The following is a 15,808-nucleotide window of genomic DNA, read 5'->3' on the forward strand; positions in this document are numbered from 1 at the left end:
GTTCATCCTCCTCGTAATGGCCAAATATCCATTGTAAAAATTGTGCCGTTTCCTGATGGGTTTTCGTCGACCCCTGGCCGATATATTGCATCATTTCCTGCGAAGCCAACATTCCCTGAAGAAAATCGAGGTCTTGTTCGGTGTAATTTCGAAACATCAGTCGCGGACTGGTGAGCGTAAACATGATGGTTGTTCTCCTTTTAAGGAACTGTGTTTTACTTATTGAGGATGAAGTATAATTTGTCTAAAAGTCTGCAATCTATTGTACTTTTCATTATAGACGAACTTTTAGATAGAAAACACCCCGTTTTTTTTGTCAAAAACGGGGTGTTTCGAGTATTGTCCAGAAGTTAAAACTTTTGGACGATCAAAGAAATAATCTAATTATACGGATCTTCCATAAAGATAAAAGTGGCGATACTTTTGAATTAATGAACGTGATCAAAAGAAAAAACATGTAGTAAATACATCATTTTTTACAATAAAAGGTATTTTTTTCCTTTCATATTCGTTATGTTCAAGAGGAAGTTAACATACATATGGAAGGGGAAAAATAATGAAACTAAACGTGCATGCACCGAAAGAAGCTTTCATGTTTATGATTGCTGCCATTGTAACACTATCGATTGTGCTTACCCCTTGGGCGGAAAAAGCACAAGCAGAAGAAGCTGTAGATATGGACCGGGAGTTGACCGCTGAAGAGCAAAAACAGGCAGATCAGATAGCAGAGAACCTTACCAAAATGTCTGTATTAGCTCAACATTTATCGGAGGAAGAGCGTCAACAGCTCAATGACGCTTCCGTAAACGGTACGGAGACTTCAGTAGCGATGAGCAAAGACCAAGTTGCTTCCATCAATGATCAATTGGCAGCGGAAGGTGTCGAAACGCTCCCTGAGAACACAACATCCTTTGACGTCAATCAGGCTGGTGAGTTTGTAGCTGAAACAGCTGATGATGGTAGCATTTCATTGTATGGCTTTTGGGGAGGCGCTTGGAAAGTGACCAAATGCGCTGGTCATTTAGGTTTAGTTATTTTTCCTGGTATGGCAGCGTTTCGGGCTGTAAAGGCACTAGGAGGTATGAAAACAACAGCAGAATTGCTTGTTAAAGCAGGAAGTGTAGACGAGTTTATTGCCATTGGTGGTGGAGCCGCAGCTGAAATTGTAGGTATCCAGGGTGTGCAAGAAAACTGCTTTTAAGCGAACAAAGAAAGGAGAAAAAGCATGTTAGCTGCAAAGGAAAAAGAAGAGCAAGCAGGCGTATTGAAGCCAGCAAGCACTGGAGCAAAAATTGCTTTGATTTATGCGATGCTATTTGTCGCACTCATGGTAGCTACAGGAAAGACGCTCACGGTAGACAATCTTGGTTTACCAGCTGTAGCTTTGTTTTTGGTCGTTAGTGGGGCTGATTATATCGAACGGAAAAGTCGTAAACATTTCCAACAGGTAATTGTTGTAGGGTCTTTTCTTTTAGCTGTTGCTTGCGCTATTTTCATGACATTTTGGGTCGTCTAAAACTAAACAGGGGACCAAAATATACGTTTATTCAAACGAAAAGAAAGCAAAGCCTCTATGATTAGGCTTTGCTTTTTATATTTACTGACTGCTAATAATCGTCATTATGTTAAACGATCAAGCGATCTGCCATAAACAATAGTCCTCATCCTCAATATGGCTTATTAAGAAAGAAACCAAGTCCAGCGCATGAAAATTGGTTTTCCCTTATGTTTACACTCAGGATGACTAAGGTTGATAGGGATCCAACACGCATGATCTTCCGCATATGCTTGGGACGTTCCACGCGGCATGCCATGGCATCACCTCATGACTCTTGGGAATCGGTTAGCTTTTGGCCGGAAGAAAAAGAACAGCGCTGACCCCCGCGCCAACCATCATCAGCCACAGGAGCCGTCGAAGGGTCTAACGACATCCGTTTCTTGAAAGAGGAAGCTTGTCTTTGTCTTCCCTATGGCTCTCTGTTTTGTTATTAAAGTTTATTTTTATATACCTTAGGGAAAATGTTTAAGGATGTTTCTTAAGAACATCTCCCATATCGTGATGCTTCCTATTTTTTGTCCATTCCACGGGCGTCTCTCGATTCTCGAGCAGACGCCCGTGGTCTATGTTTATGGCTTTTGTTACCTGGGAAGACATATCTTGTACGATCCTGTTTCATCTCTGATCGGAGATGCGACGCCATGACATTCAACTGCTTTCATGCAAAAGCCCTTCGTCCTCGTTGACGGAGGGCTTTTGTTCGTTCTCATTGGTACTCTTTTATTTACAATAATTGTACGGTAGATGAAATTATCAATCAAAAACATTGGGTTCTTCTTCCCGAATAGGTAGACTATTCCTATAGAGTATGTACTCTATGAGGGGAATCGTTGTACGTTCAAGGAGCTAGTTCATGCCTATGACAACAAGGCGTATCTAGCAGCCAGTCGGTGCCCCATCACCGCCTGGTGCCTTCTCTTTGCATCGCAGAGAGAGGGCTTTTTTCGGCTTCCCATTCGATCCCTTCTTCCGATAAGACACCTGAACCATGCGAATAGCATTTCCGTTGCAGAGAAGCCATCAGCACACCATCAAGTGGTCGTTGGTTCATTGCGAACAGCCCTTTCGACACAAACAACGAAAAAAGCCTGTGTGGCTTCGAACGGCTTTCTGACGAAGTACCACCTCGTATGATATCCTGAAATGACCATTTAAAACGAGGAGGAAGATCATGCGCGGACGTTCCCTGCGAATCGCTCAGGCAATCATGTTTGGGGCTGCTCTTATCATTGGCCTATTGTTACTGGTCATGGCCGGAACAGGCGATGTTTCTTCGGCCATCCTGACCAGTGGTATCATCTTGATGGCGGTATGCGTGATGAACGGTATCAGTATGACGATCCAGGCACGGCGAAACCAACGGGAAATGTTTCGGCCCTGAGCGTTATGGATTGGCGTACGAATCATTAAAAACTAAACCTTCGGAAGCCCGGGCAGCTGCCTGGGCTTTTTGTATCCTATTGGGACCTTCTCCACAAATCCCAATGATGAGCAAGGAGGTCGTTGTTACGATTCCTGCGCCGTGTTCTTCGGGGCTCGTTCGAGCACCTTGATCACTTTTTTGTATTCCCGGCCCGTGTCTTCGATATCTTCCCGAAACACGTTCATTACCACGACCGATCGTTTTCCTTTTTTCGTTGGTACCTGGACAATGTCTCCTGGCTGAATCGGTTCTTCGCGCAGTCGTTTCGGAATGTTCCAGTGATACAGTTGGTTCGTGTTTAACACCAGGGCGCCGTTTTCGTCCCGGCGAAGAATGTGAAAAGCAGCAATCGTATTGTTCGTTTTCATGACTCTTTCTTCCCTTCGTTGGATGATCGTTGATAACCAATAATCGTGAAGCTGGTTGTTCCGGAACGAAGCCGAAACGGACCATGTTCATGTTCCTTTTTTGGCCTTTTGCTGTTCACCATCTTGGTCCGTGGGCTTGCCATAACAGCCATGTTTTGGCTCTCCATCATGTTCCCATCATGAACACGTTTGGTTCATGTCGAGACCGATGTTGGTTTCCTGTTAGGACACGTTCGGAGCATTCCAAGAGCTCGATCGGGAACACGATATAGGCTCTGATGATGTTCAGGAATCGGTCGTTTATTGACTAGGGGTTGGTCCATAATCAATCGTTGGCCGGTTATCGAAGCGTTAAAACCTGTCTCACAAGTGTCACAGGCCCCCGGTTTTGTACTCAATCCTGTCACAGCACTGTCTCACAGGTGTCACAAAACGCATTTTTGATGTACCCGCGTAAAGCCTGGCACTGCCAGGCACTCCAACTTGATTGGGGTCATTTTCCCCTTATGCTCTTGCAACTTTTTCATCGTTACAGGGGGTGTGTTCTCAAGGGAGCTCGTTTCATGACACGAGACCGGTTGGATCATGATCCTGTTGCTGTTCACTCATGGGCATCTAACCGCACCCATCATGCCTCAATTGATTGATGATAAACACGATTGTTACAACCACTCGTCCGTACTGGTTCCTGAAAACAACGATCTTTTCCACGCATCCTTCTATGAACCATCGAGGGCTTTTCCATGCCGTAGGTGATCGACCGTTACCCTTTTTCCTGTGTGGGATCCATATCCTCACTCATGCTTTCCAGCCATTCGTTTTGTCGTTGCATTTGATCGCTGAACCGGTGGAGGGCTTCGGTGTTTTTTTCGATTAAGGTTTTGTACGCTTGATCGGTTTCGTTCAGTTCTTTTTGCATCACATAGTTTTCGATTAACTCTTTCAGATAATGTTGCCGGGAAAGCCCTCGTTTTTTCGCTCGTTCATCAATCGTTTGGACCACGATTGGACTTAATTCACGCACTTTAATGTCCATGTTCTATACTCCTTTCGTGTAACAGAAAACCCTAGTTTAATGACAACCCCGATGCAAGACCAAAATAGTTGCAAAGAGCATAAGGGAAAAGTGACCCCAGACAAGCTGGGGTGTCCGGCAGTGCCGGATTTTTCATGGGTACGCCAAAATGGCTGTTGTTCACCGGTTTGTGAACACCTTGTTCACGGATCTGTGAACAAATCAGGGGGTTGTTCACGCTTTTGTGAACAGCCCATGCTCGTTCTTAAACAGGTACTTGGGCAAAAATGAAGCCGAAGCTGTTCCATTGGGAACCAACAAGCGTACGTCTACAGCGTTCAACACGGACGATGAATCGTGCATCAAAACCATTCCATGGATGAACAAACATGTATCGTTGTCGACTCCTTGTTGTCCATCGAACTAACGCTTATGCTTGTCTCTACTACCGTGTTTCTTCAGCAGCTATCCAACACGATCGAAGGGTCTTATCGTTTGTTTCGTTGCAAACAAAACACCAGAGCATGATCACATTCCCCACTCGACTATGTCCCATCGTTCGTGCCAAACCATCAACTGATACGTACTATGACATTGTCTCTTGTGGCACGAAAGAAGCTTATTCTCTAGCTTCTTTCCTTACCATCTTTGGCAACGTCTTAGCGTTTCTTGATGGCTCGCTTGTGGGACCAAAGCATTTGATGGTTTCATCTTCCCTTTTTCATTTCTTATCGACCACACGGAGGTATCGTAGACGGGACTCTACGCCTCCGTCGTTGGTTTTTGGACGTGTCCCTCCATCCATCGAACACCGGAAACGTTTAAAGGCTCTCACAAGCCCCAGAAACCCTATTTGTTGATTCGTCTTATTCGAAGTCCTAATAACCGAGAAAAAATGCTCTAAGGATGACTGTATTGGCTCCAGGGCTTCCTCATGAACCAACATGGTTACGTGGCCTCTTCGCTAAACCCCTTCCAGAGTTTCGGGATCTTGTTCGCTTTGTGGGAGGAAAAGACATAGTGGGTAAATGGCTGCTTGGTTTCCGGATCCTTATAGGTATTCATCTCATATGTCTCCGTGGGAGCCGTAACCACCACTTCGGCGGCCCACTGCGCACGTTTTTTTCCCTTGGATCGACGATCACTTATTGTAATACCGGGAACCTGTCCCTCATTCACGATCAAATACTGCGTCATGCCATCGGAAGCTCCTTCGACCTGGACGCGAAAACCGATAGCCGTTAATTCTTTTTCCAACTGTTTCACACTTCGATTAATCTTGGAGATGGTTCCTGCCATCGAATTATCCCTCCTCCATGGTTTTTTTATGATTCATCCTGCAGCCAGTTATAGTTCAGCGGATGATCACCTGGTAAATGCGGGTACGGCTGGTCAATCATGTCTCGTTTTAGTCGGTGCTTATGTAAGGTATTGTCCAGGCACGTTCGCAGATACGCTTCGTAATGACGGACCGGTTCTGGTTTGTTGGCGATTTCTTCTTTGACTCGTTGAATCACTTCTGATGATAAGCCTTCCTGGATATATTCTTTTTCGATTTCATATGTATTAATCGTTTCCGAAGAAAAATTGTCAACGTCCTTGTTAACAATATTAATATTATTATAATCAGTCTTATTATAATCAGTCTTATTCCCGTATGATTTCGATACTTCTTGATGTATCATTTTCATATCTCTGGAGCTATCATTTTCATAGTTCCGGACGTATGATTTTGATACATCCTTGTCCCCCAAGGGTTCTGGATCACTTTCTTTTTGAATTTTATATATATCATCACCAGATGCTAGTGGCTTTTTAATATATAATTTGTTAGGTTTGTTTAACCCTACACGTACTTGATAAAGAAGATCGGCTTCAGTTAATTCTTTTTTAATCTTAGAAATTTTATTTGGACTTTTAATATTCAAGATTTCCATTAGATCATCGTTTGTATAAATGAAATAAATATTCCCATTCTCATCAAACCAATTGTTTTTTATAGAAAGTTGAAAACGGTCCTTTAAAATAGACCAAGCAATTTTTGTGTCATTACTCATATTCATATATTTTTCATTTTGAAAAAAAACTTTAGGCAGTTGGTAATAAGTTAACCCTTGTTCCTCATAGATATTAAAGAATGTAGACATAATAAAAACTCCCATCTGTTTATTAGATTGAGAGTTACTTTATACACACACATATGCTATATGAAACAAATTATTGATATAGCTTAAACGTATCCCTTGAAAAGATATGAGAATATGCTAAACTAAAGTCAAATAGTTTCTTCTAGCCACAGAAGAATTAGTGTATAGAGCTAACTCTCTACGAAAGCAGTCGGTGTATCCAGCACCGGCTGTTTCTCGTTTATTAAGTATATTTTATCTGAATAAAAAGCAATAAGCAAATTGCTTTCAAAACATTACCAACTAGGATAAACTATCCTTAGGTTCTTTGTTTAAATACATATGGCCATCCCTTAAATAAGTCACTTCTCTCCAGGGAGTGGCTTATTTTTTATTATTCAAAGCATAACCCACAACTGTTTTTTAGGTTGAGCTTTTACATGAAACATAGATTTATAACATATCTTTTTCTTTCATAGCTTTTTTAACGGCTGCATTAACAAACTCAGAAATAGATCCTCGTCCGTATTGATTTTTTAAGCGATCTAATTCAATCAACACCTCCGGGTCAAAATAAATTCCTTTAACCTTGGGCTTTTCTTCATTTTTGTTCTGATGTTTTTTAAAGAAGTTGTCTAGTTCGTCTTCATTATTAACATTTTTATCATTATCAATATTAACATCATCATCATTGTTAATATTACTATTGCCTGCAACTTCTCCAAATCCTGCAATATTCCTTTTATTTTTTGCCATTATCCAGTTCCTCCTTAATATTAAAATAGACTTCTGTAGCTGGGTTCTTTTTACGATTCATCACAGCAGGCTGTTGTTCATATGCAATACTGTTAGCAAACTGTACTGATCTAGGGATGATCTGTTTAAACATACGAATATTATTTTTCTCACAGTACTCTTCACATTGCTCAAGAATCTGTTTGTGTAGAACAGTTCTACTATCTACCAAAGTTCCAACGACTCCACTGACTTTTAGATTTTTATTATGGCTTCCTTTAAAGTTATCTATTACTTCTAACATTTTAATAAATGAACGCATTGAATAATGTTCTGGTTGAAATGGAATAATTATATCTTGAACAAAAGATAAGATATTACCTGTGATAAGCCCAATATTAGGGGGGGCATCCATTATTATTACATCATAAGATGCTAACAAGGGTGTCAGTTTCTCGCGCATGATATGAAAAGGCTTAGGATAATCATTAGGATTTGATAGTACATCAAACTCTAAGAAGGCTAACTCATCGTTAGCTGGCAGTATATGAAGATTCGAGTTTATTTTATCTATTGCAGCCTCAGGAGAGACGTTTTGGGCTAATACATCATAAATGGTGTATTCATATTGGTCTGGGTTGCGGCCATATGTAAGAGCTACGTTGCCTTGATTATCAGCATCAATAATCAATGTTTTTTGCTCTTGGGAATAAATTGAGGCCAGACTTGTAGCAATGGAGGTTTTTAATACTCCGCCTTTGTTAGTTGAAACGGCTAGTAACATATTCTTTCCCTCCTTAGATGAATTCTAAGATTTTATAATAATTATAATGTCGTACATAAATGCCTTGGGCTAAAGGATAGTTGTCGGCGAACTCATAAATTTTATTAATAATTGTTGTTTGATTTATCATTAACTTAAATCAGTTTATATTTGTTATAGATAACCATAGCATAATTACCTTAAAATATAAATATTTATTAATAAAAACATTAAAGTTAATATTAATGTTAACTTTAATGTTTGAAGGTTAACGGAAAAGTGTTTACTAGAAACAAAGATAATATTAAGTAGACAAATATCACATAAAAATAATAGTAGGAATATCACCCTATGTTTGCGCTAAATACCTTCTCACAAAGCTATTGATTATTAGCATACAATAAAAACTTTTATTATTGTTATTATTTGTATTAACATTAACATTAACATTAATAATAACTAAAAAGAAAAATACTATAGAAAGTATTGAAAACAAAATAAGTATCTTAGAATTGTAAAGCAACCAACAAAATAATATTAGATGATATAAGAAGATCAGGAACCGTTAATAAATTTGTGTAATCGACTGTCCTTTTCCCATCATGAAGTTAATTTTGCCGTTCAAGCATATCTTCCAATTGATGTTGGATCTGGGCGAAGTCTAGTTGGCAGTGAGTGGGCAACTTTTGATTGTACGCGTAGAACCAGCTGATCAAAAATTGTTTGATGGATGCTTCATTCGGAAATTATTCTTTTCGTTTAATGTATTTTTTTAGTTGTTTGTTGAAAAATTTCGATGAGGTTGATCGAATATAGTCTCCGCCAGGTGGCAGAGGAGAAATAATAAAAGGTGAGTAAGATGGGGGCTCGACGAGCACACGGCGAAGCGATGGGTAGAGTGGCAATTACTCGGTGATAAATGCGGTGAGGACCTAGGCTGATTCATCATAGTTGTTGACCCGTCACACGGTATTGTTCTAATTATTAATATTAATAATATTATAAATGTTAATATTATTATCAAGTGAAAACAATATTTATTATGTCACGGTTGTTTGGAACTATACTTCCGATAAGGGCCGTTATGTTTACAATCAAAATTAACGGAATTGATACTTCATTATCCCGATGATTTTAATCTGATTACTTTGTATTTGGGACTTGTTGATGAGAACCCTTATGTGGTTTAATAGAAAACATTAACCTTTTAGAGGTTAAACACATAGAGGGGGAGAGAAAAGATGATGACACGCAAAACGGAAGATGTGTTTGAAACGCTGCTTAACAATCAATGGATCGGGAGTGAAAGCGGAGAAACGGTTCCTATTTATGCCCCCGATGACCATGAAGTGGTAGGAAGAGTACCAGCGTTAAGTCAGGAGGAAGTGGATAAAGCGGTTCAACACACCGCTGAGGTCCAGGAAGCATGGGAAGCCAGAGAAGGCCATGAGCGTTCGGAACTGCTTCACCGGTGGGCCGAAGAGTTGGAAAAGATGACCGATGAGATTGGGGAAATGATTCACCTGGAAGTAGGAAAAACGCTCTCCTCGGGAAAAAGTGAAGTGAAGCGTACAGCCCAGCTGATTCGCCATACAGCAGAAGAGGGGCTTCGGACACACGGAAGCTTTATTCAGGGGGATGCCTTTCCCGGAGCGACGAAGCAGACAAAAGCGATGGTGCAGAAAGTTCCTCACGGCGTTGTCCTGGCGATTTCACCATTTAACTATCCGGTCAACCTGGCCGCTTCCAAAATTGCACCGGCGCTTATTACCGGCAATACCGTGATCTTCAAACCAGCGACGCAGGGGGCTATTAGTGGGTTATTAATGGTACAGGCACTCGTGAAAGCCGGGCTGCCGGAAGGCGTATTAAACGTAGTTACGGGGCGGGGATCGGTGATTGGCGACTTCATCGTAACTCATCCTCTGATAGATATGATTACGTTTACCGGGGGAACGGATACCGGAAAACATATTGCAAAGAAAGCATCCATGATCCCAGTGGTGCTCGAGCTTGGCGGCAAAGACCCGGCGATTGTCCTGGAGGACGCCGATTTGGATCAAGCAGCAAAAGAAATTGTCAGTGGAGCCTTCAGCTATTCCGGCCAACGCTGCACAGCGATCAAGCGTGTGATCGTAATGGACAGGGTCGCGGATGAGCTCGTAGAGAAAGTGAAAGATATCGTGTCCGCCCTGAACGTAGGCACATCCAGAGAAGACGCGAGTGTCACGCCAATGATTGATCAGAAGGCAGCAGATAACGTTACCAGGCTGATTGACGACGCCCGGAGTAAGGGAGCTGCAGTCATACTTGAAGGTGTGAAGGAAAAGAATCTGCTGGGGCCGACCCTGCTGGATCATGTAACCGAAGACATGGCCATCGCCTGGGAAGAACAGTTTGGACCGGTGCTCCCTTTTGTGCGGGTGGAGAGTGAACAGGAAGCCATTCAACTGGAAAAGCGTAACGAGTATGGTCTTCAAGCCAGTGTATTCACAAAAAATCTGGAGAATGCCTTCGCTATTTCCGATAAGCTGAACGTGGGCACGGTTCAGGTCAACGGCAAAACCTCTCGTGGCCCCGACCATTTTCCGTTCCTGGGAGTGAAAAATTCGGGTCAGGGCGTCCAGGGCATTGGAAGAAGCATTGATTCGATGCTTCGCGATAAAGTGTTGGTATTGAATTTGTAAAAAGCCACTGTTGTATGGTTTCGTTCAGATCAAAAATCAAGTGAAATTTCAGAATATTTCATTTTATTTCCAGTTTCGAGGATTTGTTACTGTAAAAGGAATAGTCTGCCAGCTATTTGTCCGAGAATAGAAAGTTGTTTAATATAAATTCAGAGAAAGGCTCCGCGGCTTTTATATCTATAAGGTTCAGAAATTTCTCTTTCGAGTTCCGTGATACAATAAAGACTGTCGCCCACTTTTCAGGCGAACATCTCCTGGAAAGGAGGTGTAACCATGGAATATCTACTCAGTGACCTTCTATTTCCACTTATTGTGGTCATTAGCGGGAATATATTCGCCTACTGGCTATATAGGCGAAACAACCATCATTAGGGCGGCCATAGCCGCACCACAAAAACCCCCAACGTACGGGCATACGTTGGGGGTTTGGTGTAACCAATGAAATATCTACTCTTACATGCATTATATCACATGTAAGAGAGATGTAAACGATATTGGAATCCTAGAGGTTGGCCATCATTCCATAGACCATGCGGGAAAGCTTTTTAGTTTTTCATTATGGACAAAGGGTAAATACAGATATTGGCTGCATATATGATATTAGGAGGTGAGTCAGGTGCTGTTATACGCGTCCCTGCTCGTGATACTGTTAGCGATCGGACTGATCGTTTATATATTTGATGTGAAAAGCAATTATTTCCCGGTCCCGATGATGCTTTTAGTTATTGGCCTTGGCCTTTCGTTCATTCCTGTTTTTAATCGGCTGAGTCTGAACCATGATATTATTTTTGATCTGATGCTGCCAGCGATCTTGTTTGTGTCGGCTTATAGTTTCCCAATACGTTCATTCAAAAAGAACTTTCGGCCGATTGCGACGCTCGGGACCCTGGGATTGATGGCGACCGTCTTTTTCATGGCCGTGCTCATTTATCTGGTAGGGGCTCCCTTCGCCGGGCTGTCGTTCGTAGCGGCCTTTTTAATTGCTTCGATACTGACGCCAACCGATCCGGTTTCCGTGACGGCCATTCTGGAAAATGTGTTCGGGGATTCGGATATCCCGAAAGTCGTGGAAGGGGAGTCCATGATTAACGACGGCACCAGCGTAGTATTGTTCAGCATTGCTTCCTCCATGTTTTTGTACAATGAATCCTTTTCCATCCTTTCATTTCTGGGTGAATTTCTTTTGGTGTCGCTCGGGGGTGTAGCCGTCGGTGTGGCAGGGGGCTGGCTGGTCACCAAAGCGGTCCACATCATGCACAATCACGTGTACCAGGTCATGCTCAGCGTGATTCTTGCTTACGGCGGCTTTTATATAGCGGAAGGGCTTGGGACTTCCGGGGTGTTGGCCACCGTGTCGGCCGGTATTATGCTCTCCCGGGCCTTTCAGAAATCTGAAAAGGAGGAGGAGCTTCACTCCTATTTGGACGGTTTTTGGAAAGTGGTGGAGCCGGCCGTCTTATCACTGCTTTTTTTATTGATCGGCATTCAGGCGGCTAGTTACCTTGCGTTCGGGCACTGGCTGTTCGCGATTGGAATATTTATGATTTCTTTAATCGTCCGCTTCCTAGTACTAGGCGGATTTCTAAAATTGTCCCCGCACATTAACGAACGGTTTCAGTGGTCGTCCGTATTTATGATGACCTGGTCCGGGCTGAAAGGAACCGTTTCTGTAGCTCTGCTGCTTAGCATTGAAACACAGTCCAGCAGCAGTGCCGATCTTATTGTTTCTCTCACGTTTGCCGCGATTCTGCTTTCCCTTGTGATTCAAAGTCTCGGGGTTTATCCACTGGCCCAGAAATTTGCTTCCTGACAGTACTTGGTTTAAGAAGATATTGTTCGCGATACACTCGAAATAAACGATAAATCAAAAGCCAACCTTGACGAAGGTTGGCTTTTGATTTATCGGCATGTCAAAAGTACACTATAATCTTCGAAAAATACTGTTTTATTGTAGTTTCTACTAATAATCGCGATAATGTTAACAATAGTTACTGGGTCGTCGTTTCAGAATCCCTCTCTGAAGAACTCGGGCTTTTTGTCGCGGAACCGGGAGAGGCAAGGAGGGTCCAACAAAAAAACCCATACAAACTCACGACAAGCATAGCACTCATATCTGTTTCTCCTTTCGTATTGGCATTGCCATTATTGGCACCGAAGACGTACCAGCCCATTTCTCCTGCCACCGCTCTTGCAGTTCCGGGAGATCGGATATGCACGTAATAATCCATTCCTGTTCACGGAAGACCTGAAGGGAGGTAAATAATTCCTCAATGGTGGCAAAGATGGCATCGAACGAGGTCCAGCCTTGCTGTTGCAGATCTAGGAGGGTGCCGGTTGCCACTTCCCACTCCTGGGGGCGCTGAATAAAGGCCGTATAAGGCATAAAAACACTCCTTTATTGAGAAGATGGGTGCTGAAACATACAAAAAGCCATCCCTAAAGAAATCCCTTTAGGAATGGCTTGAAGGCTAAGCGTTCAGTCTTAGGTTCAGAGCCGTATATGGTTGATTGATTATCCCAGATGACATGAGGGGATAAAAGTTTCTGGTGCTTTATACATAATTATAGGGGATCAGGCGGAGAAAGATAAGACGTATTTTTGAATCTATTTAGTCCTTATTTAAATACCATATCCATGAATAAAAACTAATATCCTCCTTGATTGCTTCCGCCATCAGTAGATAAAAAAACAGAACGTTGGTTCTAACCAAGGAACCGTGGTAAGATAGAGGTAACACGTTGCCTTAGACGAAGCTAAAAATACCCGTTATCAACAGGGTTCCTCCACTGACAGGGAACATTAGAGACGGTAGTGCTCGCAATGACCTGTCCCGGTAATGTTGTTGCTTGTTTCCACGGTACTTCTTGCCGAACACCGAATCGAGACAAGGCAAAAAAATCATGAAGAACGAAAGCGGCCCAGGAGGCTGCTTGCCTATTGTTGGGCATTTTGTTAGGAACGGACGATGGGTAGCCACTACCATAATTGGATACCGACAGGCAAAGGCCTCAGACAACTAGCGCTGAGGAATCAGCCGCAGGGATGTTTATTCTCTGTGGTTTTTTTGTGTTTTGCCACCCGTAGAGAAGAAATGGCTGTACGTTTTTCGAGGGACCAGCGGGGAAAGAGGGGCAAGAGAAACGTCAACGAAACAACCATCAACGGATGACTGTGGAAAGCGGTTCTCCTGGGACGCTTCAACGGGATTATCCAAAGGAGCCAAACCATGGAAGAGACACAAGCGGTACAAGGAGAAATGGCAGGCTACATTGGCAAGCTGATTCGGAACCACTTTGGTAAAGGGCCGACCTCCGTGTATGTGAGCCTCGAGCATCCGTTTCTGGTGATCCGCCTCCGGGATTTCTTAGCGTCAATGGAATCCATTCTGGTGGCCCAGGGTGAATATCAACGGGTGGAAGACACGAGGGGCCTGATATTTAAACAACTGCAGGGCGAAATGCGAGCTCGGCTGGAGACCATCGCAGGAATTACCATTCAAGAGATGTACTTTGATTGGGACCTGCAGCAGCAACGGGGCGTGATCCTTGGCGTAATGTCGCAAGATGCCTCGGAATGCGAAGTCCGGTGGCCGAAGCACTTAAACCATCGGAAGTTCAACGAGCAAGTCATTGAGCTGAGCAAGTGGGGGCAGAAAGTACCGGCGACCACGGAATCGTTTTGGCTGAATGACCGGACCATTGTGATTAAACGGACCGGGATCTTTGTGGAGATTGAGAAAGAACTGATTCGGGCAGGATATACGAACGAACTCCAGAAAGTGAAAAAGCCATTGGAATTGCGGATGATTCACCGGGCCAGCCTGGAATCGTTCCTTGACAGCAGGATCACCGGAACGTTTGTCTCCTGGCATTTTACCGGGGACAAAGGGTACGCGTTGCTTATTCTGCAACCAAAAAAACAATGAGCGAGAACGTTTTTGAGCTGCGAACGGGGGATCGCCGGCAAGTATGGCAGTAACCAGGGGTGAATCTAATGCAAAATGGTGTCGACAAGGACCAACATCGGGTCTTGTCAGTCGTTGTTTTTTGTTAAAGAAAGATCCGAATTCCTCGATAGTTTCGATTGGTAGTGGGGGGACAGTGCCCAGAAGCCCCAGCGATCACGATTCATACGTTGGGGCGGTTAACGTTCAGGCCCTAGTAGAGTTCGACGCACACGAAAGGAGGGAAAGAATGGTCTATCAGGAAAAGCTATGCCTAACAACGGTCGCCGGTCGCTTGTCGCATATCAACGAGGAGATTTCTCAGGCCTGAAAGGTGTTGCGTGCCATGGAATATCACGTATGGCGTGCATGGCGGGAAGCCTGGGATCACCATGCATTCCCCCAGCAAGCGCAAGCACAGCACCAGGCTATGGTGGATGTTAGTGAACGCGAGGCGTTGTCCCTCCCCCTGGTTGAGGAAATCGTTCCGTATGCTGAACGTCGTGTATGGAGAGCCATGACCAGAGAGGAAACCAATCTATAAGGCGGAGGTTTAGAAACGACGTCCACATGCTCTAAGATGTCGGTGGCCTATGTTTGAAGGATTTGTAAAGATGGTGTCTTTCGTGTATCCATAGCCAGATACGCATGGTACGGTGGAGATGGGGAGTCACACCTCTCCCCAAACATCCCCTTGATCGTTTAACCCGACCAGTATGACCAGCCCAAGGGCTGGTTTTTTTATGTTTTAAAAATTTCAAGGACCGTACTTATCTATAATATAATTATATTTCTTTTAAGCGAATGCTTTTTAGGATATTGTAAAAGCTTCTTATGATGCACTGACCTAGAAATATGAGACAAGATAAAGCACCTAGCCGTTAGCCTTCTGCCGTCCGGTATTCCACCGGCGTGTGGAAGGCTAATTTCGTCAAGGGTCGCTGATAGTTGTAATAATACATGTACGTCTGCACGTTTTCTAGTATAATTGGAAATGTTAGGGGCACCCCTTTCGGGGTGCGGAATCCTTCCGACTTTAGCGAGGAATGGAAGGATTCAATGACGGCATTATCAAAGCAGTTGCCTCGGCGCGACATGCTTGTGATAATGCCTTTTTTGTGGGCAGCCTCCTGAAAGGCATACGACGTGTACTGGCAGCCCTGGTCGCTGTGCAACATCGTGCCGGTGG

17 protein-coding genes and 1 pseudogene are annotated in these 15,808 nt (G+C 43.4%); 7 read left to right on the plus strand and 11 right to left on the minus strand.

The window, feature by feature from the left end; genetic code table 11:
* On the minus strand, nt 1-184 hold a 184-nt coding region (locus tag G548_RS0116165; protein WP_022795190.1), incomplete at its 3' end, for a GNAT family N-acetyltransferase.
* A gap of 372 nt (nt 185-556) precedes the next feature.
* On the opposite strand from G548_RS0116165, the gene G548_RS18900 reads away from it, so the two are divergent.
* Both G548_RS18900 and G548_RS0116175 read left to right on the plus strand, forming a co-directional pair.
* Complete coding sequence (locus G548_RS18900) at nt 557-1,201, plus strand: hypothetical protein (RefSeq protein WP_022795191.1); 645 nt, start codon at nt 557-559, stop codon at nt 1,199-1,201.
* Nucleotides 1,202-1,225: 24 nt separating this feature from the next.
* The gene (locus G548_RS0116175) at nt 1,226-1,516 is read left to right on the plus strand and encodes a hypothetical protein (RefSeq protein WP_022795192.1); all 291 of its coding nucleotides are present in this window, start codon (nt 1,226-1,228) and stop codon (nt 1,514-1,516) included.
* Between the two features lie 940 nt (nt 1,517-2,456).
* On the opposite strand, the gene G548_RS19405 is transcribed toward G548_RS0116175, so the two are convergent.
* Nucleotides 2,457-2,609: a hypothetical protein gene (locus tag G548_RS19405; protein WP_156847965.1), complete on the minus strand. Its 153-nt coding sequence runs from the start codon at nt 2,607-2,609 to the stop codon at nt 2,457-2,459.
* Nucleotides 2,610-2,729: 120 nt separating this feature from the next.
* On the opposite strand from G548_RS19405, the gene G548_RS0116180 reads away from it, so the two are divergent.
* Nucleotides 2,730-2,939 (plus strand): hypothetical protein, encoded by a 210-nt coding sequence (locus G548_RS0116180; protein ID WP_022795193.1) that lies wholly within the window; start codon nt 2,730-2,732, stop codon nt 2,937-2,939.
* A gap of 125 nt (nt 2,940-3,064) precedes the next feature.
* Here the strand turns inward: G548_RS0116180 and G548_RS0116185 are convergent, their stop codons facing one another.
* Both G548_RS0116185 and G548_RS0116195 read right to left on the minus strand, forming a co-directional pair.
* Complete coding sequence (locus tag G548_RS0116185; protein WP_022795194.1) at nt 3,065-3,349, minus strand: DUF5839 family protein; 285 nt, start codon at nt 3,347-3,349, stop codon at nt 3,065-3,067.
* Nucleotides 3,350-4,112: 763 nt separating this feature from the next.
* The gene (locus tag G548_RS0116195) at nt 4,113-4,385 is read right to left on the minus strand and encodes a hypothetical protein (RefSeq protein WP_022795196.1); all 273 of its coding nucleotides are present in this window, start codon (nt 4,383-4,385) and stop codon (nt 4,113-4,115) included.
* A 336-nt stretch (nt 4,386-4,721) separates the two neighbouring features.
* Between G548_RS0116195 and G548_RS19410 the strand changes: the two genes are divergently transcribed.
* Nucleotides 4,722-4,892, plus strand: coding sequence for a hypothetical protein (locus tag G548_RS19410; RefSeq protein WP_156847966.1), 171 nt, complete (start codon nt 4,722-4,724; stop codon nt 4,890-4,892).
* 420 nt (nt 4,893-5,312) lie between these two features.
* On the opposite strand, the gene G548_RS0116205 is transcribed toward G548_RS19410, so the two are convergent.
* From G548_RS0116205 to G548_RS19740, 5 genes and pseudogenes are all read right to left on the minus strand, one after another.
* A complete protein-coding gene (locus tag G548_RS0116205; RefSeq protein WP_022795198.1) occupies nt 5,313-5,663 on the minus strand; it encodes a hypothetical protein in 351 nt (116 codons plus the stop codon).
* Between the two features lie 26 nt (nt 5,664-5,689).
* On the minus strand, nt 5,690-6,511 hold the full coding sequence (locus G548_RS18555; protein ID WP_022795199.1) for a replication initiator protein A: 822 nt from the start codon (nt 6,509-6,511) through the stop codon (nt 5,690-5,692).
* A gap of 432 nt (nt 6,512-6,943) precedes the next feature.
* A complete protein-coding gene (locus tag G548_RS0116215; protein ID WP_022795200.1) occupies nt 6,944-7,246 on the minus strand; it encodes a hypothetical protein in 303 nt (100 codons plus the stop codon).
* Nucleotides 7,233-8,009, minus strand: coding sequence for a ParA family protein (locus G548_RS0116220; RefSeq protein WP_022795201.1), 777 nt, complete (start codon nt 8,007-8,009; stop codon nt 7,233-7,235). Before G548_RS0116220 ends, G548_RS0116215 begins: the two co-directional genes overlap by 14 nt.
* Before the next feature lie 587 nt (nt 8,010-8,596).
* Nucleotides 8,597-8,884, minus strand: a pseudogene (locus G548_RS19740) (transposase); the annotation flags it as partial.
* A 345-nt stretch (nt 8,885-9,229) separates the two neighbouring features.
* On the opposite strand from G548_RS19740, the gene G548_RS0116225 reads away from it, so the two are divergent.
* Together G548_RS0116225 and G548_RS0116235 are read left to right on the plus strand one after the other, a co-directional pair.
* Nucleotides 9,230-10,675 carry an NADP-dependent glyceraldehyde-3-phosphate dehydrogenase gene (locus tag G548_RS0116225; protein ID WP_022795202.1) on the plus strand — a complete coding sequence of 482 codons (1,446 nt, stop codon included), beginning with the start codon at nt 9,230-9,232 and terminating at the stop codon, nt 10,673-10,675.
* A gap of 616 nt (nt 10,676-11,291) precedes the next feature.
* Nucleotides 11,292-12,485 carry a cation:proton antiporter gene (locus G548_RS0116235; protein WP_022795204.1) on the plus strand — a complete coding sequence of 398 codons (1,194 nt, stop codon included), beginning with the start codon at nt 11,292-11,294 and terminating at the stop codon, nt 12,483-12,485.
* 297 nt (nt 12,486-12,782) lie between these two features.
* On the opposite strand, the gene G548_RS0116240 is transcribed toward G548_RS0116235, so the two are convergent.
* On the minus strand, nt 12,783-13,058 hold the full coding sequence (locus tag G548_RS0116240; RefSeq protein ID WP_022795205.1) for a hypothetical protein: 276 nt from the start codon (nt 13,056-13,058) through the stop codon (nt 12,783-12,785).
* An 844-nt stretch (nt 13,059-13,902) separates the two neighbouring features.
* Between G548_RS0116240 and G548_RS0116245 the strand changes: the two genes are divergently transcribed.
* Nucleotides 13,903-14,601, plus strand: coding sequence for a Na-translocating system protein MpsC family protein (locus G548_RS0116245; protein ID WP_022795206.1), 699 nt, complete (start codon nt 13,903-13,905; stop codon nt 14,599-14,601).
* Nucleotides 14,602-15,500: 899 nt separating this feature from the next.
* Here the strand turns inward: G548_RS0116245 and G548_RS0116260 are convergent.
* Nucleotides 15,501-15,808: integrase core domain-containing protein (locus tag G548_RS0116260; RefSeq protein WP_022795208.1), on the minus strand; the 308-nt coding region annotated here is incomplete at its 5' end.

Origin of the sequence: Marinococcus halotolerans DSM 16375 (assembly GCF_000420725.1) — a bacterium.
Classification (GTDB): Bacteria; Bacillota; Bacilli; order Bacillales; family Marinococcaceae; genus Marinococcus; species Marinococcus halotolerans.